We start from the raw sequence: 20,889 nt of genomic DNA, 5'->3' as shown, positions 1-20,889 counted from the left end.
TTTGCAACAGTATACGGGTTTCTTTATCATGCTGGCACTGATTTTAATCGTCATCATCCTTAACAGATACTTATACATATGGGCAAAGGCTGTCATCGTCGCGTATTATGCGGTCGTTTCCTATGTGTTCATCACAGTGAAAAACAAAATTGATACACAATATGAAAATGTTCTTCCAGTCCCGGATGCATACTGGGATAAGAATTCCGGGTGGGTGGACAAAATAGCGGACTTCCTTTTCTGGCCGCTGCTCGGCATTCTCCTCTTCATCTACTATAAATGGTTTACAAGTGTGTACAGCAAGAGAGCGAAAATATTAGTTCTGCTGAGTTTGATCCCAGTGGGCGCCATATTCCTGTTCCTAACGTTTATGTTTGTATTTGCTTACGGGTATCGACCTTAAACACGAAATGATAACATCCAATGGTATTTTCATAGGCTAGTTGAACGGAGAATCTAAAGGGGGTGAATGCAAATGACCATGATCGGCTATTTTTTCTGGGGATTCGTCTTGGTTCTTGTCGCAGCAGCACTCCTTATTCGTATGTTTAAAAAAGATATGGCCCCTCCAACCAAATCCGACAGCCAGGAGAGGGCAGAGGCGGAGGCGCTCAATCATAATAATCAGGATTCAGTTCCACCGTTTATGTAGAATAAAGGGTTAAGTTTTGATTAAGGAGTGTTCTTTTTGAAAAAAACATATAGCATATGGTCCCTAGGATTGGTTTCAATCGGATTATTTTTCATGATTGAGCCATTTTCACCGTTAAATGTACCATTCATCACAAACTGGTATGGAGCCATGGCGGGAGCAATCATCTATATAGTAGGATTCCTATTATCCATCGCTGCTATTATTGGGAAGGAAAAAGGAGTTTTAAAATACATCTCGCTTTTATCAATGGGGATCGCGATATTCTGCTGCTTGTCGTTGATTTCCTTTATAGGAACTGTATAGGTAGAGACTGCTGTTGGAGTGGTCTTTTTTTTTTCGATAAAAAGCGATCAGCCCCTCGAGTCATAAGCCGTACCTCTACGGAAATCAGGATTTCCTCCGAGTCCCGACTTATGCATGGAAGGGCTATCAGAGCGCTTCCGCTTTTCTAAGTGACAGGGACTTCCCGATTTTTTATGAATTTCTTTGAAATTGGAAACTTTTTGCAGGATGATACGTCTCACAAGTAAGGGGGATTAAAATGAAAACACTTGGTGTAATAGGCGGACTTTTAGGAATTATTTTATCAGTGTTTTGTATGTTGTTTGCGATTGTAGATGATTCATATACTTTTGGGAATATTGGACTGTTAGGTGTGCTTGCTGGAATCATTGCAGTGATCGTTTCCTTTAGGAATAGGAGGTCTTCTGGGATTTGGCTGCTAGTCACAGCGGGAATGGGGATTATCGGGTTGGCGATCTTTTATACTTTGCCGGCGGTGCTTCAGGTGATTGCTGGAATAGTAATGATTAAGAGAAATGGAAAATTGACTATGTGAATAAGTAAGCAGGTCATACGACTTAAATCAAAGGAGTGAAAGAATGTCTGAAGTTGATTATGAGAAGCAACAGATGAAAAAGCTGACCAATTATATCTATGTTTCACTTTCAGCACTATTTACATTTAGTTTTTTGATTATGAGCACAGTGATTTTATATTTTCCGATGGTCGGAATTTTAGATTTTCCGTATTTTCCGTCCAAAGCTGCTATTGCATCATTTTTCCTTGCCTTTATATTTTCTTTATTAGCGTTAAGGAGACTGCCTGGAAAAATTTTGTTAGTATTTAATATTTGTTTGATGCTTTTTATGATCTTTTATGGTCCATGAATATAGCAGCAATTTATTATATGGAGGATCCTGCGTTTTTGGGGGTCCTTTTTTATGTACATGTGGGCAAAAACCAGAGATTTATTTCTTGTAAATGAGTAGTTGAGCGGTTTGAGCAGAAAGTTGAGCGGTCGGGCAGGAAAGTTGAGTGGTTTGGACTTCTGTCAATAAAGTAGACACTTATATTCCAGGTAAAGGCGTACTTTTTTCCTTCCGCACTTCGTTTTCACTCCGCTTGGAGGCCTCTGCCTGAAGGAACCATTTGTGAAACAATGGTTCCTTCAGGCAGAGGGCAATTTCTCCTCAGTGGCGTTTAAACGCTGTGCCTCTTTATACGCCTTTTCATATTCAATCGGTGTGGCGTATTCTAATGTCGAGTGGATTCTTTTATGATTATAAAACCGAATATAAAACTGGATGGCCCCGATGGCTTCTGCTTTTGTCTTAAACACAAACTTGTACAAATATTCTTTCTTAAGGGAGGCGAAAAACGATTCTACACAAGCGTTATCATAAGGGGTTGATTTCCTACTCATACTGATGGTCGCTTTGGCATCCTCCAAGGCTTCAATATATTTTTTTGAACAGTACACACTCCCCCGGTCCGAATGGTGGATCCATCCCTCAGCGGGCTGGCGAATTTCAAGGGCTTCTTTTAATGCTTTTAACGGCAATTCAGCGTCCATGCGGTCACCAATGCTATAGCTAATTACCTTGCGGGAAAACAGGTCTAAAACTGGATTTAAATAAATAAATCCCTCCCCTGTATGAATATAGGTGATATCCGTTGCCCAAACACGGTTGGGTTCTTCAGGCTTAAATTGTCGGTTCAACTCATTTTTGAACACAAGCTGCTGGTGATCTGAATCCGTAGTCTGAATGTATCGTGTTGGCGGTGTCGCATATAAACCCATTTCTCTCATGCGGTTCGTCACCGTTTTAAGCGAGACTTGTAGGTGATCCACCTTAACCAATTTTCGATAGATCCTCGGACTTCCATACGTCCCCAGGTTGTCGTGGAAATGATAGCGAATTCGCTCGTCAATAAGACGTCTCCAGCGCTCTCTCTCTGTTTCCTCCTGATCCTGTCTTTTTTCCCAAGCATAATAGCCAGAAGTAGAAACCTCCAAAACTTCGCACATCTTCACAACCGTATGATCGTTTTTATTTTGAAAAATAAATTCGAACCTTACTTCTTTTCTTGCGTGAAGATGTGCATAGCCTTTTTTAAAATGGCGTTCTCCTCTTCCAGATCTAATTTCTTCGCCCTTTCAGCTTCGTACAATTCCTTGTATTCAGACGCAGTCAGATACTGGCTTTGTTTCTCTTTTTCTGCCTGATTTCGCTTTTTTCGATACGAAGCAAGCCATTTCTGAAGGGTACTATAGGAAATGTTGAGTTCTTTGCTTACATCCACGAGCTTCCGACCATCTAAATCGATTAATTTACACACATATTCTTTAAATTCCGATGAGAACTTTCTCTGATCTTTCGCCATGCTTATACACGCCCTTTTTGTAGTTGTATAGATTTAAACATGACGCCACTACCAGTGTCCACTTTTTATACTAACTTCAGGTTAGCGTGAAAAGTTGAGCGGTTAAGGCAAAAAGTTCGCCGGTGAGCCTGGAAAGTTGGTAGTGGTCAGCGGCGAAAGTGCGGGGGTTAACCCTCAAAGTTCGGCGGTCGACCCCAAAAGTTGAGAGCAAAAAAATAGAAGCAGCCATTTCGGCTGCTTCTTTCTCAATATTTCACGGTAAATTGATACCCAGTGGCTTTCTTTGGAGGAAGTCTGTATTCTTTAAAGATTAATTCAAGATTTGCCGGTGCATCTGGCAACGCAGGTGAGATGACATAGGAATAAGAGGTGTGCGTATCGGTACCCCCGCCGCCTTCTTGCCTGCAATCATATTCAATTTCGCTACCTTCCACAGATAATTCATAAGAGATGTGCTCGCGTCGGTGGAATGGAATCTCGTCATCTGATTTCATTCGATCAATGGCCATATGGACTACGCTGGCATTCTGATATTGCCGAATAAATGTGAGGGTATAAAAGAGCTCACCATTTTCAAAGGACTGCATGACCGGAATGTTCTTAATGAATCCTTCTGGCTCTACTGAAGGTTTATACACGTCTTCGTTTAGGAAATGAGAAAAGACGGAGTTTAAAAAATCTTCGTAGAAATGATATTTTTCAGCCCAAGACGCAATTTGCTCTTTATGAGGAAAACCAGGATCATCATCTGAACGAACTTTTCGTTCATGAATCAGACGTACGATTTCTTCATCAATGGATTCAATTCGCTTGTCATAGTGATCGGTTGGTGGAGTGAAGCGCATTCTTTTGAACATAAAAACCTCCAGAAAGTTGTGGTTGTTCCTAGTTTAACATAATTTTCCACAAAGAGATAATACTCACCCTTGCATGAAAAATAATAAGTATTTATTGAAAAACAATAAATATAAATATAATATAGAGTCATTAAGAATTGTGAGGTGCGTTATGAAACGAGGGACTACGGTTTTTTTGAAGGCGGCATTGATTGTGATTGGCCTTCTTGTTTTGGGGTTGTGCATTTTTGCTTTGCCAAGGCTTGCGGGCTATTCGGCTGAAACATTTCCTGAATACGCGAGCTTAAGGTATCCGGTATTGATAGGAATGTATGTGACTGTGATCCCGTTTTTCATCGGGCTGTTCCAGGCTTGGCGGCTGCTGCAGTACATAGAGAAAAATGAGGCTTTTTCGAAATTAGCGGTCGGTTCGCTGGGGCTGATTAAAGTGTGTGCAGCTGTTATTGGGGCTATATATATCATTGGCATGGTAGTACTTTTTGTTCAGAATGCCCTTCATCCAGGGATTGCGCTGATGGGACTGGTCATAGTTTTTGCCACACTGGTCGTTTCGGTCTTTGCGGCGGTCCTGCAGGCGCTATTGAAAAATGCAATTGAGTTTAAAGAAGAAAATGAGTTGACGATCTGAGGTGGGAACATGGCGATTATCATTAATGTAGACGTGATGCTGGCGAAAAGGAAAATGAGTGTAACCGAGCTGTCTGAAAGGGTCGGCATCACGATGGCGAACCTGTCCATTTTGAAAAATGGCAAGGCAAAGGCGATTCGCTTTTCCACATTGGAAGGCATCTGCAAGGCGCTCGATTGCCAGCCGGGAGATATCCTGGAATACCGGGAAGACGAAGATTGATCGATGGGGGAAGAACAATGAGTGCTTTCCATCAGCTTGTGCGTTTTGGCTGGCAGCAGGCATTATCCTGTTTGTTTCCGGTTGTCATTTTCGCTTCCCTGGCGCTGACTAAAATCATCCCACTGCCACTGCTGCCTCGCTATGACTGGCTTCTGATTATTTGCCTGCTCATGCAGTGGGTCATGCTTCGGTCCGGCCTTGAAACGAAGGATGAACTGAAAGTAATCACTTTGTTTCACTTGATTGGCCTCGCATTGGAGCTGTTCAAGGTGCATATGGGTTCATGGGCATATCCCGACGAAGGATATACGAAATTTTTCGGCGTGCCTCTTTACAGTGGATTCATGTATGCAAGTGTGGCAAGCTACCTGTGCCAGGCGTGGAGAAGGCTGCGCGTCGAACTGGTTGACTGGCCGCCGTTTTGGGTCGCTGCTGCACTTGCTGCTGCGATTTACTTGAATTTTTTCGTCCATCATTTTTGGATCGATGTCCGGTGGTGGCTATCAGGGCTTGTTTTGATTGTTTTTTGGAATGCATGGGTCCGCTACGAAGTGGGAGGAAAAAGCTATCGTATGCCCATTGCCCTTTCATTTGTCCTGATCGGATTTTTCATTTGGGTGGCTGAAAATATCGCGACATTTTTCGGGGCATGGCAATACCCCAATCAACGGGATGCATGGAGCTTAGTCCATCTTGGAAAAGTAAGTTCTTGGCTGTTGCTCGTGATTGTCAGTTTCCTGATCGTGGCGACGCTGAAGCAGGTGAAAGGTGCTGTAGTTGAGAGTGAATTTAATGAGAAGATGGATGCCTGATCCCTGGTTGGGGTCGGGTTTTTGTTTTCTATAAAAAAGGACTTATCACTTGTCATACAGAAACAATTAGTAGATATAGAGATAATGAATACGGAGGGAATCGGAATGAAAACAATCGGTCTAATCGGCGGGATGAGCTGGGAATCTTCTGTTGAATACTATCGGGTGATCAATGAAGAAGTGAAAAATAGATTAGGAGGATTGCATTCCGCGAAGAGCATTATGTACAGCGTCGACTTTGAGGAGATTGAACGCTGCCAATCGGAAGGGAATTGGGCGAAAGCAGGCGAAATCCTGGGAGACGCTGCGCATTCTTTGGAGAAGGCGGGTGCAGAATTTATTGTTATCTGCACTAATACGATGCATAAAGTTGTGGAAGATGTGGAACGGAAAATCGAGATTCCTATTTTACATATCGCGGACGCTACCGCGAAGAAAATTCTTAAAGCAGGAATTAAAACAGTGGCGCTGCTGGGGACGAAGTATACGATGGAGCAGGATTTCTATAAGTCACGGATCGCTGCGAGTGACATACAGGTGCTGGTGCCGAATGAGGAAGAACGGGAAGTGATTAATAAAATCATTTTTCAAGAGTTGTGTTTAGGGAAAATAGAGCCGTCCTCAAGAGATATTTTTAGAAGAATCATCATGGGGCTGATCGCCCAAGGAGCGGAAGGAATCATATTAGGGTGCACGGAAATCGGCCTCCTGGTCAAACCGGAAGATTCAGAGGTGAAGCTCTTTGATACCGTCGTCATCCATGCTGTTGAAGCTGTTGAGGCGGCATTTGAAAAATAAGGGATTTACAGAGCTGCAAACCAGCGAATAACAAATATGACCAGGGCTACTATGAAAAGTGCAGAACCATAAGTTCGAAACTTATCCTTGGTTTTGATAGCCTTCACAAGTACCATGGCTAATAAGATGATGAATAAAATAGCAACCGCTATTGGGATGATGAGAGTCTTATAGAATTGATGGGCGATGCCTAACAAAACGATGATGATGCAAATAATCGTACCAGGTTTCATGGAAGCACCTCTTTCAATGTTCGTTTATCAATTTACACCCATGGATGCGCAAATAGCCAATGTCCATACAATCAGCATAAAAGAAATGGTCAGCCAGAAAGTGTTTCCTGCAGTCTTCTGGTCATGTTTAATTTTTTTCATGATTTCAACTAGATTGATGCAAAAAATAATGGCCAAAATCGGCATTACAAATATGCCAATGAAAATAAATGCGATCAAAATACGTTCACCCCTTTGCTTAATTTTAGCATAATATTCCATTGTTAGAACTTAGAAATTCCTATGAAAAGTAAAGTTGAGCGGTTAATAGGGAAAGTGCTTGGGTTCCAAGGAAAAGTTGAGCGGTTAAGTTGGAAAGTGCGGCGGTTGCCCCCGAAAGTTGCGGGGTAAAATCAAAAAGTGGAGCGCAAAATCTGCCCAAGAGAGCTAAAAACTCAATTTGACACTTTTGGAATAAATAGGTATTATTGAATCAGCTACTTTGTTAAGCAAGGTAGCTGTTTTTATAACATCTATCTTGTTTTACAAGGTAGTCGAAAACTTTACTTGAGAGGAACCTGTAACATGTCTTTAAGAAGCCAATTGTTAAAGGGGATTTTAGATGGTTGCGTCTTAGCGGTAATTGAGCGGGGACCGGTGTATGGCTATGAATTATCGAAGAAGCTCCAGGAAATCGGTTTGAGCGATGTGAGCGAGGGGACGATCTATCCCATTTTGCTGCGGCTGCAAAAAAACGGTTTGATTTTCGGGAAAATGCAAGCTTCCGATTATGGACCGAACAGAAAGTATTATTATTTGACCGAAATTGGAAAAGAATCGCTTACGACCATCGCAGCTGAGTGGAAGCAGATATCATTCCCGGTGAATTCATTATTTGAAGGGAGAAATTAATGTGAAGGCGAAACAATTAATAGAAGAAAATAATCGGAAGCGCAGCCTTCTTACGAAAGAAAATGAAGAATACTACGGGGACATGCTGGTCTATATCCGCCTGACGTTATCATTGTCTGAGCAGCAGTCCGAAGAAGTCCTGATGGAGATGCTCGATCATTTGCTCGAGGGGCAGGAAGAAGGGAAATCAGCGCGCGAAATTTTTGGAGAGGATCCGAAACGATACGCGGATGAAATTATTGAAAATCTCCCGAAAGAACAAAAGCGCGAAATCTTTCCTTTCCTTCTCGGGATCGTACTCAATCTTATCAGCTGGATGTTGATGATCCGCGGTGCTGCTATTTTAGTGGTTTCGCAATTCAAGAGCGTGGAAGATACGGTTTATCCCATTACTGGGCTCATTGTTTTTGCAGTGATTCTTGCAACAATCTTATTTGATATCTCGTTTATTTTCAAGATGGTCAAAAAAACACTGTTCACTGAAAATATCCGCAAAAAGAGAGACACCATCAAAGTCGCCATCTATGTGGCACTGTCGATGGGACTTGTCATCGCGGTAAGCCAATTTACTCCCGAGTTCGGTCCGGTGATTCACTATTCATGGCTTGCTTCTATGCTGACGGGTGCCATATTGTGGGGGATTGTCACTATATTGAAGAAAAGATATATCGGATTTAGATGATTTTATGCCATAAAAAAGAAAGTTGAGCGGTTACCGGGGAAAGTGCGTTGGTTTGGCGTAAAAGTTGGGCGGTTAAGCGGAGAAGTGCGGCGGTTAGCCCAGAAAGTTGGGAGATAAAATCATAAAGTGGGGAGCAAAATACACCGACCTGAATGGAGAAACACTAGAACCGTCCAAATTTCTCGAAAAAGTGAGAAATATAGAAAAATATGTTAATATTTAGTGATATTGATAGCGGGATATGGGGTGGAGTATGGATCAGATTTTAGAAAAAACAGTTGATTGGATCAGAAAGCAAGATAGAAGGATTGTCATCGGGATTTCCGGGCATGGCGCGTCGGGGAAGACGACTTTCGCCGGGAAACTTCTAACATTGCTCGGTGAAAATGATGTGAATTATATCAACACGGACCCTTATATTGTGGATTCTGGTGTGAGAAAGCACGCTGAGATCGACTATGAATATGAGGGAGAGAAGCATAATTTCAAAATGACAGCATGCCATCCTGCTGCGCACAATTCGCTTGCACTGAAGCGGGATATCCGCATGATTCGCGATGGGCTCGACCTTTATACGATCGGGACGCATTATATGGAGAGTACACTTATTTCCTCTGCAAAAAATGCAACCATTGTCGAGGGCATGACGACAGCTTTCGTAGATCCTGAGTTATTTGATCTGAAAATCTATTTATATACGGATGGAGAAACAGAGATTAAGAGAAGAGGCATCCGGGATGTGGCGGAACGCGGCGCTGATATAGAGTATCTCGTGCATTCCCATAATGAGCGAAGGATTCAATATGAGGTGTTCATGCATCCATACCATCAGAATTTTGACGTGATCATCCGGAATTCGGATGGGGACTTTGAGATAGAGAGATGGGAGTTTCCGATTAACGAATAAGATGGGGGAAGTGGAAATTGATTATTTTAACGGTTTTACTGCTTGCGATTGTCATAGGCTACCCAATTTGGGATCACTATTTTATGAAAAAAGGAGACTTTTCCAATAAAAATAAGATGTATGCATTAATCATTGTTCCTCAATGGGTGCTGACAGGTATGTTTTTTATCTATTATTTAGCAGCAGGACGCTCCATCACAGCCTTATTTGTCGTTGAAAACCCTGTTTTGGCATCTCAAATGGACGGTTTAAAAAGGATGGGAATGGGGGTTCTAAGTGCCCTTGCTTTCATCGTTTTGATTTTTTTAGTGGCTAAAAAATTGAAACAAAAATTTTCCACTTTCTTCTCAGATCAGCTTGATAGCGTCCGCTTCATGCTGCCAACTACGGTAGGCGAGAGACTGCTTTTTGCACTGGTGGCACTGACGGCCGGCTTTTGTGAGGAAGTGATTTTCAGAGCAGTAATGTTGGATTACTTTCAGGACTTGCCTTGGCATTTATCTATTACAGCGATCATTATCATAATGAGTGTGTTCTTTGGAATCGTGCATTTATACCAGGGCGTAAAAGGCGTTATCGGTACAGCGTATATCGGTGCCGGTCTGCTTTTTATCTTTCTGATTACCGGAAACCTGTGGATTTGCATTCTCCTCCACTTCCTGATTGATGTGAAGTTTGTATTTACGCGTAATTCTAAAAAAGAGACAATTGTAACTGCTTAAACGGGACATGGGGACAGGTGAACTGTCCCGTTCCGGGTGAAAGTGACCTGTGTGAAGTGAAGAGAAGTTGGTCTATGTAGTATTTTTGCTAGAACATCTTAAAAAATTGCTAGAACCTTATATGAAAAGCTACAAAGGATGGTGCAGATAAATGGATTACATCAAAAATATGAGAAAGCTGATCGGCCATGAAACGCTGCTGACGGTCGGGTGCGGGGTCATAATTGAAGATGACGACCGAATTTTGCTGCAGCATCGAACGGATGCAGACAATTGGTGCATTCCCGGCGGTATGATGGAAATGGGCGAAACGTTTGAGCAGGCTGCAAGAAGAGAAGCTTGGGAAGAAACGGGATTGACTGTGGCGGAACTGGAGTTGTTCGGCATCTACTCCGGGGAGAAATGCTTTGTGGAATATCCGAATAAGGACAAGGTGTTCAGCGTCCAGATTATTTTTAAGGCAAATCGATACACTGGTAACATCAAGCTGGAGGATGTGGAAAGCAGGGAGCATCGATTTTTCAATAGAAGTGAATTGCCTGCCAATCTGAATCCCAGGCAGAAGCCTTTTATCGAGGATTGGGCGGAGAAGAAAAGTATCCCTATAATCAGTTGAAGAAAAAGGTGCACCGCAAATTAGCGTTGCACCACAGCTTGTTATCTAACATAGTCGAAAACTTTTATATCCACCTCGTCAAGAACTCCAATTTTCTCTTTTAAATCCCATAATTTTATTTCAGAGGTTTCGTTGTTCTCCTGAAAGGGCTGCAGTTCATCAATAGATGAAAAATAAATGGGATTATATTTCACGTTGCCATTCGATAAGTTTTTTACTTTTATTAAGCCCTTGAAGTCTAAATCATGAACGATTTGTCCTGTTTCTTCATAAAGTTCCCTAATTGCACACTCCTTTGATGTTTCGTGTGCTTCCCGCTGTCCTGCAGGTAGTTCCCATTGTTTTCTCCATGAGTTGTAGCACATAAGATATCTTCCTGTACAATTTATCACTGCAAAAGAACCAGCAATGGGTTTGTAAATACTCATTTCTTCTTCTGATATCTTTATAAAATCAAGAAATTCAAATCCATTATTTTTACTAATGTTCATGTCACTTCTCCTGCCACCCCAATAATTTATTGAGGATTAAATATGATTTTTCTTCAAATATTCCTCCCGCACCAGACCATATTGCACCAAATCATGATACTCATCGAATCGGGAAACATGCTGCCTCAGCTTGCCTTCATAGGTCATCCCGATCTTCTCCATGATCCTCCACGAACCCGGGTTGCCGGCAAACGCCTGGGCATAGACTTTATTAAGGTTCAGCTCATTAAAGGCAAGATCCAGCATGCGCTTTGCTGCTTCGGTCCCGTATCCTTTGCCCCAATAGGCTTTCCCAATCCAATAGGCAAATTCGCAGCGCTTGTGCCGCTCGTTGATTGAGAAGGTGATCATCCCGATAAAATCGTCGGTATCTTTCAATGTGATGGCGTAAATGACGAAGCCGCCGTCCTTTTCTGAAGCGAGTCTGTCTTCAATAAACGCCTTTGCACCGCCTTTTGGATAAGGGTAAGGCATCCCCAGCGTCGTTTTGGCCACATCATAGTCGTTGGCGAGCTCTTCTACGCGATCTGCGTATTTTAAATGAAGCGGCTGCAGCGCTAATCTTTCTGTTTCCATACAAAGCTCCCCCTTGTGAAAATCTATCTATATGGTTGTCTGCATGACCGCAGAGGATGAAACACCAGCTTCAATGTAGCTTCTGACCAATTTCCATTCGCCATGTGACAGCTTGAACGTGTTGAAAAATAAATTAACGGAATTCATCGGCTTGCCGTCAATGACGATATTGGCAGAGAGGATCGCAAGGCATTCATTTTCCCGCAAAGGGATGATGGAACGCTCATCAAGCTCCCACTCAGCCTGCTTTTCCTTCACAAACTGAAACCCTTGATTCCAGCCCTCGATGGATTCACCATAGCCAAAATCGATGATTTCCCCGCCGGAAATTTCCCTTGCTTGATAGTCAGGGGAGATGAAGGTTTTTATCTCTGTTATGGATGAATTTTTCCAAGCCTTTAGGTAGGCATCAAGGAATTCTCGGAATCCTGAATCGTTCATAATGTCCTCCTTATTCGTTCTTAGCGTTCGTTGATTTCTCCTCAAACGGAACATGGTGCTTTGTATCATGTATCGGTGTATTTTCCTGACTGCCATTTGTCCCCATTGTGATATTGTCGTATGGGGTGTAGCGGTTTGATGGCGTGGATTTCTTTTTCGAAATGCGGTAGAAAATAAATACGATGACGGCAATGATGAAAATTGTATAGACAAAAGCCAAACTCATCAGTCCTTTCGTGTGATTTTCTTACATTCGATACTTTCTCGCAGATTCCTTTTTTTGGATGGAAAATAATTGTTTAGATACTTAAAAAGGAAAGATTTATTATTGAGTGAATTAAGGGGCCAACTATATACTAAAGGTAAGAAAATCTTCAGATAGGGGGACATAAAATGGAGCAAAATATTAGGGCAGAACAGATAAAGGAGCTTTCGCTGTTATTGCTTTACCTGACATCCTGGGAAGAGACCGGAGTTTTGGCTGAGATGCGAAGAAGCTGGAAAGGGTACCCTTTTGACATCCTGGACGAATTAACGGAAGAGAACTTGCTTGTAGGAAGCAAGAAGGCAAAGTCGGTGCATTTGACCACGGCAGGCATAGAGGAAGCTAAAAAATTAGTTGGAAAATACTTATCCAACTCGTAAAAAAATGGGGTGTCCGCTAGTCATTTTATGTGGGCATCTTTTTTATTTGTTGGTCAAGGAAAGGGTTTTTGTATAAAAGAATCGAATGCTAAGATGAGCAGAATTACAGTATTGAGTAGATTAAGTGGGACAGTAAACCTGTCCCCATGTCCCAAAGGGGGAATACAATTGCTATTTGTGAATGGCAGGTTAATGGTTCGGCTTCTGGAAAAAGAAGATGCATGGCTGCTGGCGAAATGGCTGAGTGATCCAGTGGTGCTTGAGTTTTATGAAGGAAGGGATAATCCTTTTGATATGAATAAGGTCAATGAAAAGTTTTATCAGCGTGAAAATGGTGTGGCCCGCTGTATCATAGAATATGACGACGCTGCAATCGGCTATATCCAGTTTTATAAGCTGGAAGAGGAGTCGCGGCAGCTATATGGGTATGAGGATGAAACAGAACTGATTTATGGAATGGATCAATTTATTGGTGAGACTGAGTATTGGAATAAAGGAATCGGCACGCTTCTTGTTCAATCGATGGTGGACTTCTTAATAGAAGAAAAGCAGGCAGACAGGGTGGTGATGGATCCGCAGACATGGAATGAGCGTGCGGTACGCTGTTATGAAAAGTGTGGATTTAAAAAAGTGAAGCTCTTGCCGAAAAATGAATGGCATGAAGGCGAATTTCGAGATTGTTGGCTGATTGAAAAAGGGAATATATGTTCGTAAAAACCCTTGCTATCACTGTTAGTCATCGAGTACAATAAAGGGGTAAGTTGGAAATTATTAGATGCGAACAATCGGGAGGGTAAATGATGGGTAGATTAGTTCATTTTGAAATCCATGTAGATGACATGGACCGCGCGAAAACGTTTTATGGGGAAGTTTTCGGATGGAAATTCGAAGACTGGAGCGAGTATGCCGGCATGCCTTACTTTGGGGCTGTGACGGGGGATGAAAGTACTCCGGGAATCAACGGTGCGTTAATGAAGCGCCAAGGCCCAGCTCCTCAAGCAGGACAAGCCATGAACGGGTTTGCCTGCACGATGGGTGTAGAAAATTATGATGAAACTGAAAAGAAAATCCTGGAGCTTGGGGGCACAGTGGCTATGCCAAAATACGCCCTGCCGGGAATGGCTTGGCAAGGATATTACATTGATCCTGAAGGTAATATCATTGGCATCCATCAGCCTGATGAGAATGCGAAGTAAAATATAAAAGTTTAACAAAAAAAGGTGCCAACCCTTCAGCATGATGACTCATGCTTGGGGAGGCGCCTTTTTATTTAGGTGCATTAGTGTGAATATTGAGTACTGCGGGCTAGACACCATAAGATTATATTTGTACCTTCATCGCTCACGAGTGGACAAATCGGACTCAACCTATTTCCGCACAAGCAAATAAATAAAATATGGCGCCCCAATTAATGCTGCTACAATCCCGGCCGGGATACCTTCCGGACCGGCGATATTCCGGCCTATGGTATCGGCAAGGATGAGCAGCCATCCCCCAATGAGTGTGGCAAGCGGTAGAAATAGTTGATGGCGCGGGCCGATGAGAGCTTTTGCCAAGTGAGGAGCCATCAATCCAATGAAGGCGATACCGCCTGTTATCGATACGGCAGCCGCTGAAAGACCGACTGCTGTCAGGAGCAAGGTGAACCGCTCTTTTTCCATGGACATTCCGACTCCGATCGATACGGGGGCACTGACACCAAATAAGTTCAGGCGCTGTGCTTTGTAAAAGGTAAATGGAATCAATGCTGCAAGCCAAGGCAGAATGGCCCAGATAAATGGCCAATCGCTTCCCCAAATGGCACCGGCGAGCCATTTGGCAATGAAGTCTACTTTTTCCCGTTCGGCTGAAGAAATCAGGACAATCATTAATCCGGAAAGCGCCATGGATAAGCCAATGCCTGTAAGGATGAGGCGGGTCGGCTGCAGCCCTTCATTTTTCCGGAAAGAAAAAAGATAGATGAGAAGCGCCGCTGCGAATGCACCAAGAAACGCGACAACTGGAATGAGCATGGCAAAGGAATCAGCTTCAATCGGTGCATATAAGAAGAAGAGGGCAATGGCAGCCCCTGCGCCGGAGTTAATCCCTATGATGCCCGGGTCTGCCAAGTCATTCCGTGTGATTCTTTGAAGAATAGCACCGGAAACCGCCAAGGCCATTCCAGATAAAAGCGTGATGATGATTCGGGGCATCCGTATGGAAAATAGCACGAACTCATCTTTAAAAGTGCCTTCACCGAAAATGGTGGGAAGGATATTTTTATAGGAAACGGAAGAGTAGCCAAGTCCCATCCCGATGAAAACGGTGATGAAGATTAAGAGAGTAAAAAGGGCAAGCAATAGCCGTTGTTTTTTGATGATGGATGGATGAATCATGAGAATGCACGCCCTCCTTTATGGACAATGAACAGAAAGAATGGCAGGCCCAATAGGGAGACGATGGCTGCGACCGGTGTTTCATATGGAGCTGAAATCGTCCTTGCCAATGTATCGGCAGCAAGCATAAAAGCAGCCCCGAAAATCGCTGAAATCGGGAGGATGAATCGGTAGTCTGTCCCGACAAGCCAGCGGACAATATGGGGAATCATGAGACCGATGAAAGCCATGTTGCCGACAAGCGCCACGGAAGACCCTGCAAGGATGATGATGACCAGGAACAAAACGGCCTTAGTTTTCGCTATGTTCTGCCCCAGACCCACTGCCACTTCTTCATTCAGGCTCAGGATCGTCAACTGCCTGGAGCAAAAGATGGATGCTGCGATTCCAATTAGAATAAATGGAGCAATAAGCTGGATCTGGCTCCACGAAGTGCCTGAGAGCCCCCCTGCCGTCCACATGGACACATCCTTCGAAACTTTGAAAAAAATTCCGATTCCTTCTGCGGCAGCGGTCAAAAAAGCGGAAACAGCAGCACCTGCAAGCACGATGCGAAGAGGGGAAAAACCGCCGCGTTTCATAGTGCCGATGCCAAATACGAGAAGGACGCCAGCTGCTGCTCCAATGAAGCAGGCAATAGTGATGGAAAAATAATTAGCAGAAGGCAGGAGGGCCATAGCAGCGGCAAGTGCTGCATTGGCTCCGGCTGTTAAACCAAGAAGGCCGGGGTCTGCCAGCGGATTCCGGGTCATCCCTTGCATGATGGCTCCGGGAACGCCAAGGGCTGCACCAACCAAGGCTGCTCCAAGTCCCCGTGGAAGCCGGAGTTCGTAGAGCATGGATGCCGTTTTGGAAGTAGTGGGATCAGTAAAAGCATTCCAAACGTCGCTCAAGCTTGTATCCGCCGCCCCGAAAATCATTGCAGCGACAAAAGCGGCAGCAAATACGGCAAGTGACGCGATTAATTTATATGGAAATGGAACTGCATTCATCTTGCCATTCATCATTATCTCACTCACTCTTTAGTAGTTTTTTAGAAAACAAGAGGGGATTCCTGTCATGAGAATCCCCGTTGTTGATGGTCAGTCTGCTAGAAACGATTTTTTAAAGAATTCAAGCTGATAGTCGAGAGTGATCGGGTCGTTAAAATAAAATTCTTTTGCATCTGCTTCGTACACATGACCATTTTTGACAGCAGGGATGTTTTTGTATGTTTCTGTTTCCTGGAAAGAGTTGTCGCTGTCTTTGTTTTTACTGATGATTAAATAATCTCCTGCATAATCAGGCAGGACTTCTGGAGAAATGGCATAGTAGCCTGGTTTTAGTGCGTTTTCCTTTACGTTTTCCGGCATTTTCAATTTCATTTCTTGATAAAGGATTTCCGTTCCGCGTCCCCAGTTGTCGCCGAATACATATAGCTGCTTATCAAAGTTTTCAACTACTGAAACGGTTGCATCATCGCCGATTTTAGCTTTGATCGCTTCGCCTTCCTCTTTTGCACGCTTCTTGAAGTCAGCCACCCAAGTCTTCGCTTCCTTCTCTTTATTCAGAAGTTTCCCGATTTCTATATGCTGGGACAAATAGTCAAGCTTCCCGTATGTAAAAGTGACTGTAGGGGCAATTTTCTTTAATTTATCAATGTTTTTGATTGTGGAAAGACCGATGATCAGGTCGGGATTCAATTCAATGATTTTTTCCAGGTTTTCATCAGATACTTCTTCAACGCCTTTTAACTTGTCTTGGAAACGCGGGTTCATCTTGGACCATGAATCCACTCCGACCAGGTTGACGCCTAATGCCATGACATTTCCGGCATAGGAAGATAGAACAACGACTCGCTTCGGATCGGCTGGTACTTTCACCGGTCCGTTTTCGGATTGATACGTGATGGTGGAGGGCTTGCTTTCTTTCGAATCTTTTTTATCTTGGTTTGTTGTATTGCTGCTGCAGGCACTAAGCGTAAGAACCAGCAAGAGCAGGAATGCTAGCATTTTTTTCGACATTTTGATTATCTCCTTTTAATAGATTGTAGGTGATGCACATTGGTTTGTTTGTTCGGGGATCCCTCCCGATTTCGGCATCAATTTGAAAAACCTCCTGAAGGATGTGCTTCTGTATCACTTTTTCGGCCGTACCGCTCTGGACGATCCGGCCATCTTTCATGGCAATCAGATGGTTTGAGAATCGAGCGGCCTGATTTAAATCGTGAAGCACCATGACAATGGTCCTTTGCTGCTCCTCGTTCAGTTTTTGCAGCAGTTCGAGTACTTCGAGCTGATGAGCCATATCGAGGTAGGTGGTGGGTTCATCCAGAAAGATGATATCCGTTTCTTGGGCGAGGGCCATCGCAATCCAAACACGCTGCCTCTGTCCGCCAGAAAGGGCGTCGACAGGAGTGTATTGGAAAGGGAAAGTCCCTGTGACGGACATTGCCCATTGAATAATTTCCACATCGTCCTTCGTCAGCCTGCCCAACCCGGATTGGTGTGGAAAGCGTCCGTAGGAAACCAGTTCGCCGACCGTTAATCCAGCCGCGCTTTCCGGTGTCTGTGGGAGGATGGCCAATTTTTTCGCCAAGGATTTTGTATCCTGTTTGGAAATGCTGACGCCATCAAGTACCACTATCCCGGACTGATGGGGGATGATGCGCGCCATACCTTTTAAAAGAGTGGATTTGCCGCATCCGTTCGAACCGATGATGGAAGTGATTTCGCCGTCAGGTATTTGAAGCGTCAAATCTTTGACGATCAACTTATCGCCATAGCCTATATGTAATTGATCGGTTTGCAGGCGGACCATTTATTTTAGCCTCCTTGAGAATTTAATATTGATAATGATTCTCATTTTCGATTACAATGATAAATATAAGATGTTAAGTTTTGGGTGTCAACCGTTTTTGTAAAAAAAGGGTAGTGAAAAAAGTCGTCTATTTTCGATAAAATCCCCACTGACTTGAATGAACAATGAATTTACAGGAGTTGTGAATATTTTTAAATTAGAGAACATAGGAGTGAGAAATGTGAAGGGAATAGATTGTTTTGATGTCACGATTATCGGTGGGGGTCCTGCCGGATTGTATTCAGCATTTTACAGCGGTCTGCGTCAGATGAAGACAAAACTGATTGAATTCCATCCACAGCTTGGCGGGAAGATTCAGGTCTATCCGGAAAAGATGGTGTGGGATATCGGCGGCATGCCCCCGACGCCAGGTGCGCAAGTCATGGATCAGCTGATTGCACAAGGGATGACGTTTAATCCGGAAGTGGTGCTGAATGAAAAGATCATTTCCCTTCGCAAAAATGAGGAGGGGTTCTTTATCCTGAAAGCGGCTTCCGGCCGTGAGCATCTTTCGAAAACGGTCATTGTGGCTGTTGGAAGCGGGATTTTGAAGCCGGTAAAGCTCAATATAGAAGGGGCAGATCGTTTTGAAATCTCCAACCTACACTATACGGTGAAATCGCTGAAGAAATTTAAAAACAAGACGGTCATCATTTCTGGAGGCGGAAACTCTGCCGTCGATTGGGCTAATGAGTTGGAGCCTATCGCGAAAAAGGTCTATGTGATCCATCGGAAAGGGGAACTGTCAGGGCATGAGTCGCAGGTGTCCGCTCTGTTGAATAGTTCGGCAGAATGTTTCTTCCATTCGACGATTTCCAGATTGGAAGCGGGTGAGCAGGAGGATAGAATCCACAAGGTGGAAATGAAAAACCATTTGACAGGGGATGTTGCAGTCATCGATGTGGATGAAGTGGTCATCAATCATGGCTTCGATCAGGATACTTCCCTTCTGCAGGGAAGCGACCTGTCGATTGAAATGGTCGAAAGCTTTTATATCAGTGGAAATGCCGCCAGTGAAACCTCCGTACCCGGTCTATTTGCTGCCGGGGATATCCTGAGGCATGATGGAAAAGTGAACTTGATTGCCGGCGCCTTCCAAGATGCGGCGAATGCTGTCAATAAGGCAAAGCAGTACATAGACCCCAATGCGGATGCGTTTGCCATGGTGTCTTCGCACAATGATGTCTTCAAAGAGAAAAACGGCGAACTGAAAAAGAAGCTCGTGGACGGAGCAGGAGCAGGGCCAGCGGAGTGTCAATTTGGGAATCCATCAAATTGTATGTTAGCTCCAGTGAAAATAGGGAAATAGTAAAGAGGAATGTTTTTTGAAGAGTTGTAAAAAAGGAGTGGAACGGATGAACAAGAGTCAATTCGATCGAATGAAGAATGGTAAGGGATTTATCGCCGCGCTCGACCAAAGCGGAGGCAGCACGCCGAAAGCATTGGCAGCTTATGGCGTCATGGAAGATGCATACTCGAATGAAGACGAAATGTTTGATCAGGTGCACAAGATGCGGACGAGGATCATTACATCTCCGGTTTTCAGTTCAATGTCCATTCTTGGCGTCATCCTGTTCGAACAGACGATGGACAGCAAAGTGGAAGGAAAGTATACCGCTGACTATTTGGCCGACCACAACATTGTGCCATTTTTAAAAGTGGATAAAGGCCTGGCTGAGAAGAAGAATGGCGTCCAGCTCATGAAACCGAATCCGGATCTTGATGAGACACTGCGCCGTGCCAATGAGCGAAATATCTTCGGCACTAAGATGCGTTCAGTCATTCATGAACCAAATGAGGAAGGCATCAAGGAGGTAGTGGACCAACAATTTGAAATTGGGAAAAAGATTATCGCTGCTGATTTGGTCCCGATCATTGAACCTGAAGTAGATATCCACAGTGGGGATAAGGAAAAATGCGAGGAAATCCTGAAAGCAGAAATTCTCAAACATTTGAATGAGCTTTCCGAGGATGAAAACGTGATGCTGAAGCTTACCATACCAACAAAGGCAAATGCCTACAAAGATTTAGTGGAGCATCCGCGAGTTGTGAGAGTTGTGGCTCTTTCCGGCGGATATTCCCGCGCGGAAGCTAATGAAAAGCTGAAAGAAAACGATGGAATGATTGCAAGCTTCTCACGCGCGCTGGCAGAAGAATTGAGATTCAGTCAGTCTGCCGAAGAGTTTAACATCGCGCTAAAGAGTGCCATTGATTCTATATATGATGCTTCTGTGAATAAAAAATAAAGAACATTGGGACGGATTGTCCACCTTCACCTGGAGGCTGGGCACCTGTCTTTTTTTATAATAGGAAATGACTAAACGTAACGCTGCGTTTCAAAGATTGCCTATGAGGTAAAGAAAAATAGACGATCTTTTGAAAGGAGTGGAACAGAATATGGAAAGAGTCCAGGCTTACTTTAGAAATGAAGATGAGGCTGAGAATGTAAAGGCAAAGCTCCAGATGCTGAAGGTCCAAGACTTAATGGTAGAAAGGGTCCCTGAAGATAATCGCAACCTTTTTGACAGGCTTGGGGACTTCTTTATCAATAATGAAAACGACCGGGATATGAATCATCTTCCTCATGTTCTTGAATTTCTGGTAGATGAAGAACACTCTGCACATGCTCATGCAATCGTGAAAGAAAATAACGGACATATTGAATAGAATGGAAAAGCTCCCTACACAAGATTTATTGTGGGGAGCTTTTTTTCGCATAAATCGGGGCGTGACTGTCACCATAGCCATCAAGTTAACCATTTTTCAGGTTTTTCTAAACGATTGAGCGGGAATCCACTCGCTTTCCGCGGACGAACTGGCAAGCCTCCTCGCT

32 protein-coding genes and 1 pseudogene are annotated in these 20,889 nt (G+C 43.7%); 20 read left to right on the top strand and 13 right to left on the bottom strand.

All coding sequences use genetic code 11. The features are described 5' to 3' along the window. Window position 1: 1 nt before the first annotated feature. The 5 genes from DFR59_RS18695 to DFR59_RS18680 all read left to right on the top strand — a co-directional run bounded on the left by DFR59_RS18695 (window position 2) and on the right by DFR59_RS18680 (window position 1,824). Entirely contained in the window at window positions 2-403 is a 402-nt protein-coding gene (locus DFR59_RS18695; protein ID WP_114747183.1) for a hypothetical protein, read from the top strand. A gap of 72 nt (window positions 404-475) precedes the next feature. Continuing rightward, window positions 476-652 carry a hypothetical protein gene (locus tag DFR59_RS20165; protein WP_158538440.1) on the top strand — a complete coding sequence of 59 codons (177 nt, stop codon included), beginning with the start codon at window positions 476-478 and terminating at the stop codon, window positions 650-652. A gap of 36 nt (window positions 653-688) precedes the next feature. Next, window positions 689-958: a hypothetical protein gene (locus DFR59_RS18690; protein WP_114747182.1), complete on the top strand. Its 270-nt coding sequence runs from the start codon at window positions 689-691 to the stop codon at window positions 956-958. A 238-nt stretch (window positions 959-1,196) separates the two neighbouring features. Beyond that, window positions 1,197-1,493 (top strand): hypothetical protein, encoded by a 297-nt coding sequence (locus DFR59_RS18685; RefSeq protein WP_114747181.1) that lies wholly within the window; start codon window positions 1,197-1,199, stop codon window positions 1,491-1,493. Window positions 1,494-1,536: 43 nt separating this feature from the next. Then, on the top strand, window positions 1,537-1,824 hold the full coding sequence (locus tag DFR59_RS18680; RefSeq protein ID WP_114747180.1) for a hypothetical protein: 288 nt from the start codon (window positions 1,537-1,539) through the stop codon (window positions 1,822-1,824). A gap of 281 nt (window positions 1,825-2,105) precedes the next feature. Here the strand turns inward: DFR59_RS18680 and DFR59_RS18675 are convergent, their stop codons facing one another. The 3 genes from DFR59_RS18675 to DFR59_RS18665 form a co-directional block, all read right to left on the bottom strand. Then, entirely contained in the window at window positions 2,106-3,002 is an 897-nt protein-coding gene (locus tag DFR59_RS18675) for an IS3 family transposase (RefSeq protein WP_245948534.1), read from the bottom strand. Window positions 3,003-3,013: 11 nt separating this feature from the next. Beyond that, window positions 3,014-3,322, bottom strand: a complete 309-nt coding sequence (locus DFR59_RS18670; RefSeq protein ID WP_114747178.1) for a transposase — start codon at window positions 3,320-3,322, stop codon at window positions 3,014-3,016. Between the two features lie 245 nt (window positions 3,323-3,567). After that, window positions 3,568-4,179 carry a hypothetical protein gene (locus tag DFR59_RS18665; RefSeq protein WP_245948533.1) on the bottom strand — a complete coding sequence of 204 codons (612 nt, stop codon included), beginning with the start codon at window positions 4,177-4,179 and terminating at the stop codon, window positions 3,568-3,570. 151 nt (window positions 4,180-4,330) lie between these two features. Between DFR59_RS18665 and DFR59_RS18660 the strand changes: the two genes are divergently transcribed. From DFR59_RS18660 to DFR59_RS18645, 4 genes are all read left to right on the top strand, one after another. Continuing rightward, the gene (locus DFR59_RS18660) at window positions 4,331-4,807 is read left to right on the top strand and encodes a DUF2975 domain-containing protein (RefSeq protein ID WP_114747177.1); all 477 of its coding nucleotides are present in this window, start codon (window positions 4,331-4,333) and stop codon (window positions 4,805-4,807) included. Between the two features lie 9 nt (window positions 4,808-4,816). Further along, entirely contained in the window at window positions 4,817-5,029 is a 213-nt protein-coding gene (locus tag DFR59_RS18655) for a helix-turn-helix domain-containing protein (protein ID WP_114747176.1), read from the top strand. Window positions 5,030-5,046: 17 nt separating this feature from the next. Beyond that, window positions 5,047-5,841, top strand: coding sequence for a DUF817 domain-containing protein (locus tag DFR59_RS18650; RefSeq protein WP_114747175.1), 795 nt, complete (start codon window positions 5,047-5,049; stop codon window positions 5,839-5,841). A 105-nt stretch (window positions 5,842-5,946) separates the two neighbouring features. Continuing rightward, window positions 5,947-6,639: an aspartate/glutamate racemase family protein gene (locus DFR59_RS18645; protein ID WP_114747203.1), complete on the top strand. Its 693-nt coding sequence runs from the start codon at window positions 5,947-5,949 to the stop codon at window positions 6,637-6,639. 5 nt (window positions 6,640-6,644) lie between these two features. On the opposite strand, the gene DFR59_RS18640 is transcribed toward DFR59_RS18645, so the two are convergent. Beyond that, the gene (locus tag DFR59_RS18640; protein ID WP_114747174.1) at window positions 6,645-6,872 is read right to left on the bottom strand and encodes a hypothetical protein; all 228 of its coding nucleotides are present in this window, start codon (window positions 6,870-6,872) and stop codon (window positions 6,645-6,647) included. Between the two features lie 27 nt (window positions 6,873-6,899). Further along, complete coding sequence (locus DFR59_RS18635; protein WP_114747173.1) at window positions 6,900-7,091, bottom strand: hypothetical protein; 192 nt, start codon at window positions 7,089-7,091, stop codon at window positions 6,900-6,902. Window positions 7,092-7,436: 345 nt separating this feature from the next. Here DFR59_RS18635 and DFR59_RS18630 point away from each other — a divergent pair, with 345 nt between their 5' ends. The 5 genes from DFR59_RS18630 (at window position 7,437) to DFR59_RS18610 (ending at window position 10,690) form a co-directional block, all read left to right on the top strand. After that, window positions 7,437-7,763, top strand: coding sequence for a PadR family transcriptional regulator (locus DFR59_RS18630; RefSeq protein ID WP_114747172.1), 327 nt, complete (start codon window positions 7,437-7,439; stop codon window positions 7,761-7,763). A gap of 1 nt (window position 7,764) precedes the next feature. Next, window positions 7,765-8,445, top strand: a complete 681-nt coding sequence (locus tag DFR59_RS18625; RefSeq protein ID WP_114747171.1) for a DUF1129 family protein — start codon at window positions 7,765-7,767, stop codon at window positions 8,443-8,445. Between the two features lie 253 nt (window positions 8,446-8,698). Further along, the gene (locus DFR59_RS18620) at window positions 8,699-9,352 is read left to right on the top strand and encodes a uridine kinase family protein (RefSeq protein ID WP_114747170.1); all 654 of its coding nucleotides are present in this window, start codon (window positions 8,699-8,701) and stop codon (window positions 9,350-9,352) included. 17 nt (window positions 9,353-9,369) lie between these two features. Then, window positions 9,370-10,074 (top strand): CPBP family intramembrane glutamic endopeptidase, encoded by a 705-nt coding sequence (locus tag DFR59_RS18615; protein WP_114747169.1) that lies wholly within the window; start codon window positions 9,370-9,372, stop codon window positions 10,072-10,074. Between the two features lie 151 nt (window positions 10,075-10,225). Next, complete coding sequence (locus DFR59_RS18610; protein ID WP_114747168.1) at window positions 10,226-10,690, top strand: NUDIX hydrolase; 465 nt, start codon at window positions 10,226-10,228, stop codon at window positions 10,688-10,690. Window positions 10,691-10,731: 41 nt separating this feature from the next. Here the strand turns inward: DFR59_RS18610 and DFR59_RS18605 are convergent, their stop codons facing one another. The 4 genes from DFR59_RS18605 to DFR59_RS18590 are packed head-to-tail and all read right to left on the bottom strand — an operon-like array spanning window position 10,732 to window position 12,418. Then, window positions 10,732-11,181 carry an NUDIX domain-containing protein gene (locus DFR59_RS18605; protein ID WP_114747167.1) on the bottom strand — a complete coding sequence of 150 codons (450 nt, stop codon included), beginning with the start codon at window positions 11,179-11,181 and terminating at the stop codon, window positions 10,732-10,734. A gap of 36 nt (window positions 11,182-11,217) precedes the next feature. Beyond that, on the bottom strand, window positions 11,218-11,757 hold the full coding sequence (locus DFR59_RS18600; RefSeq protein ID WP_114747166.1) for a GNAT family N-acetyltransferase: 540 nt from the start codon (window positions 11,755-11,757) through the stop codon (window positions 11,218-11,220). A 27-nt stretch (window positions 11,758-11,784) separates the two neighbouring features. Then, entirely contained in the window at window positions 11,785-12,198 is a 414-nt protein-coding gene (locus tag DFR59_RS18595) for a nuclear transport factor 2 family protein (protein ID WP_114747165.1), read from the bottom strand. A 10-nt stretch (window positions 12,199-12,208) separates the two neighbouring features. Then, window positions 12,209-12,418, bottom strand: a complete 210-nt coding sequence (locus DFR59_RS18590) for a DUF3951 domain-containing protein (RefSeq protein ID WP_158538439.1) — start codon at window positions 12,416-12,418, stop codon at window positions 12,209-12,211. A 173-nt stretch (window positions 12,419-12,591) separates the two neighbouring features. Between DFR59_RS18590 and DFR59_RS18585 the strand changes: the two genes are divergently transcribed. From DFR59_RS18585 to DFR59_RS18575, 3 genes are all read left to right on the top strand, one after another. Beyond that, a complete protein-coding gene (locus DFR59_RS18585; RefSeq protein WP_114747163.1) occupies window positions 12,592-12,843 on the top strand; it encodes a DUF6429 family protein in 252 nt (83 codons plus the stop codon). Between the two features lie 168 nt (window positions 12,844-13,011). After that, complete coding sequence (locus tag DFR59_RS18580) at window positions 13,012-13,557, top strand: GNAT family N-acetyltransferase (protein WP_114747162.1); 546 nt, start codon at window positions 13,012-13,014, stop codon at window positions 13,555-13,557. Between the two features lie 86 nt (window positions 13,558-13,643). Then, window positions 13,644-14,039, top strand: a complete 396-nt coding sequence (locus DFR59_RS18575) for a VOC family protein (RefSeq protein WP_114747161.1) — start codon at window positions 13,644-13,646, stop codon at window positions 14,037-14,039. Window positions 14,040-14,210: 171 nt separating this feature from the next. Here the strand turns inward: DFR59_RS18575 and DFR59_RS18570 are convergent, their stop codons facing one another. From DFR59_RS18570 to DFR59_RS18555, 4 genes are all read right to left on the bottom strand, one after another. Then, window positions 14,211-15,218, bottom strand: a complete 1,008-nt coding sequence (locus DFR59_RS18570; RefSeq protein ID WP_114747160.1) for a FecCD family ABC transporter permease — start codon at window positions 15,216-15,218, stop codon at window positions 14,211-14,213. Then, on the bottom strand, window positions 15,215-16,225 hold the full coding sequence (locus tag DFR59_RS18565; RefSeq protein ID WP_114747159.1) for a FecCD family ABC transporter permease: 1,011 nt from the start codon (window positions 16,223-16,225) through the stop codon (window positions 15,215-15,217). Before DFR59_RS18565 ends, DFR59_RS18570 begins: the two co-directional genes overlap by 4 nt. A 75-nt stretch (window positions 16,226-16,300) precedes the next feature. Further along, window positions 16,301-17,221 carry an iron-hydroxamate ABC transporter substrate-binding protein gene (locus DFR59_RS18560; protein ID WP_114747158.1) on the bottom strand — a complete coding sequence of 307 codons (921 nt, stop codon included), beginning with the start codon at window positions 17,219-17,221 and terminating at the stop codon, window positions 16,301-16,303. Further along, entirely contained in the window at window positions 17,172-18,017 is an 846-nt protein-coding gene (locus tag DFR59_RS18555) for an ABC transporter ATP-binding protein (protein WP_114747157.1), read from the bottom strand. Before DFR59_RS18555 ends, DFR59_RS18560 begins: the two co-directional genes overlap by 50 nt. 220 nt (window positions 18,018-18,237) lie before the next feature. On the opposite strand from DFR59_RS18555, the pseudogene DFR59_RS18550 reads away from it, so the two are divergent. From DFR59_RS18550 to DFR59_RS18540, 3 genes and pseudogenes are all read left to right on the top strand, one after another. Further along, window positions 18,238-19,281: pseudogene (locus DFR59_RS18550) on the top strand (NAD(P)/FAD-dependent oxidoreductase); the annotation flags it as partial. Between the two features lie 130 nt (window positions 19,282-19,411). Continuing rightward, complete coding sequence (locus tag DFR59_RS18545; RefSeq protein WP_114747155.1) at window positions 19,412-20,302, top strand: fructose bisphosphate aldolase; 891 nt, start codon at window positions 19,412-19,414, stop codon at window positions 20,300-20,302. Between the two features lie 151 nt (window positions 20,303-20,453). Next, window positions 20,454-20,723: a hypothetical protein gene (locus DFR59_RS18540; RefSeq protein ID WP_114747154.1), complete on the top strand. Its 270-nt coding sequence runs from the start codon at window positions 20,454-20,456 to the stop codon at window positions 20,721-20,723. Window positions 20,724-20,889 lie beyond the last annotated feature (166 nt).

Source organism: Falsibacillus pallidus (assembly GCF_003350505.1).
Classification (GTDB): domain Bacteria; phylum Bacillota; class Bacilli; order Bacillales; family DSM-25281; genus Falsibacillus; species Falsibacillus pallidus.
The sequence above is the reverse complement of the archived record's forward strand: the minus strand, read 5'-3'. Positions and strand labels throughout refer to the sequence as shown.

Bases quoted from the DNA above. Each gene is read 5' to 3' on its own strand.
- DFR59_RS18680 (WP_114747180.1), top strand. From the start codon at position 1,537: ATGTCTGAAGTTGATTATGAGAAGCAACAGATGAAAAAGCTGACCAAT.
- DFR59_RS18640 (WP_114747174.1), bottom strand. From the start codon at position 6,872: ATGAAACCTGGTACGATTATTTGCATCATCATCGTTTTGTTAGGCATC.
- DFR59_RS20165 (WP_158538440.1), top strand. From the start codon at position 476: ATGACCATGATCGGCTATTTTTTCTGGGGATTCGTCTTGGTTCTTGTC.
- DFR59_RS18545 (WP_114747155.1), top strand. From the start codon at position 19,412: ATGAACAAGAGTCAATTCGATCGAATGAAGAATGGTAAGGGATTTATC.
- DFR59_RS18670 (WP_114747178.1), bottom strand. From the start codon at position 3,322: ATGGCGAAAGATCAGAGAAAGTTCTCATCGGAATTTAAAGAATATGTG.
- DFR59_RS18570 (WP_114747160.1), bottom strand. From the start codon at position 15,218: ATGATTCATCCATCCATCATCAAAAAACAACGGCTATTGCTTGCCCTT.
- DFR59_RS18540 (WP_114747154.1), top strand. From the start codon at position 20,454: ATGGAAAGAGTCCAGGCTTACTTTAGAAATGAAGATGAGGCTGAGAAT.
- DFR59_RS18575 (WP_114747161.1), top strand. From the start codon at position 13,644: ATGGGTAGATTAGTTCATTTTGAAATCCATGTAGATGACATGGACCGC.
- DFR59_RS18630 (WP_114747172.1), top strand. From the start codon at position 7,437: ATGTCTTTAAGAAGCCAATTGTTAAAGGGGATTTTAGATGGTTGCGTC.
- DFR59_RS18555 (WP_114747157.1), bottom strand. From the start codon at position 18,017: ATGGTCCGCCTGCAAACCGATCAATTACATATAGGCTATGGCGATAAG.
- DFR59_RS18660 (WP_114747177.1), top strand. From the start codon at position 4,331: ATGAAACGAGGGACTACGGTTTTTTTGAAGGCGGCATTGATTGTGATT.
- DFR59_RS18685 (WP_114747181.1), top strand. From the start codon at position 1,197: ATGAAAACACTTGGTGTAATAGGCGGACTTTTAGGAATTATTTTATCA.
- DFR59_RS18595 (WP_114747165.1), bottom strand. From the start codon at position 12,198: ATGAACGATTCAGGATTCCGAGAATTCCTTGATGCCTACCTAAAGGCT.
- DFR59_RS18600 (WP_114747166.1), bottom strand. From the start codon at position 11,757: ATGGAAACAGAAAGATTAGCGCTGCAGCCGCTTCATTTAAAATACGCA.
- DFR59_RS18560 (WP_114747158.1), bottom strand. From the start codon at position 17,221: ATGTCGAAAAAAATGCTAGCATTCCTGCTCTTGCTGGTTCTTACGCTT.
- DFR59_RS18610 (WP_114747168.1), top strand. From the start codon at position 10,226: ATGGATTACATCAAAAATATGAGAAAGCTGATCGGCCATGAAACGCTG.
- DFR59_RS18565 (WP_114747159.1), bottom strand. From the start codon at position 16,225: ATGATGAATGGCAAGATGAATGCAGTTCCATTTCCATATAAATTAATC.
- DFR59_RS18605 (WP_114747167.1), bottom strand. From the start codon at position 11,181: ATGAACATTAGTAAAAATAATGGATTTGAATTTCTTGATTTTATAAAG.
- DFR59_RS18650 (WP_114747175.1), top strand. From the start codon at position 5,047: ATGAGTGCTTTCCATCAGCTTGTGCGTTTTGGCTGGCAGCAGGCATTA.
- DFR59_RS18665 (WP_245948533.1), bottom strand. From the start codon at position 4,179: ATGTTCAAAAGAATGCGCTTCACTCCACCAACCGATCACTATGACAAG.
- DFR59_RS18645 (WP_114747203.1), top strand. From the start codon at position 5,947: ATGAAAACAATCGGTCTAATCGGCGGGATGAGCTGGGAATCTTCTGTT.
- DFR59_RS18585 (WP_114747163.1), top strand. From the start codon at position 12,592: ATGGAGCAAAATATTAGGGCAGAACAGATAAAGGAGCTTTCGCTGTTA.
- DFR59_RS18655 (WP_114747176.1), top strand. From the start codon at position 4,817: ATGGCGATTATCATTAATGTAGACGTGATGCTGGCGAAAAGGAAAATG.
- DFR59_RS18620 (WP_114747170.1), top strand. From the start codon at position 8,699: ATGGATCAGATTTTAGAAAAAACAGTTGATTGGATCAGAAAGCAAGAT.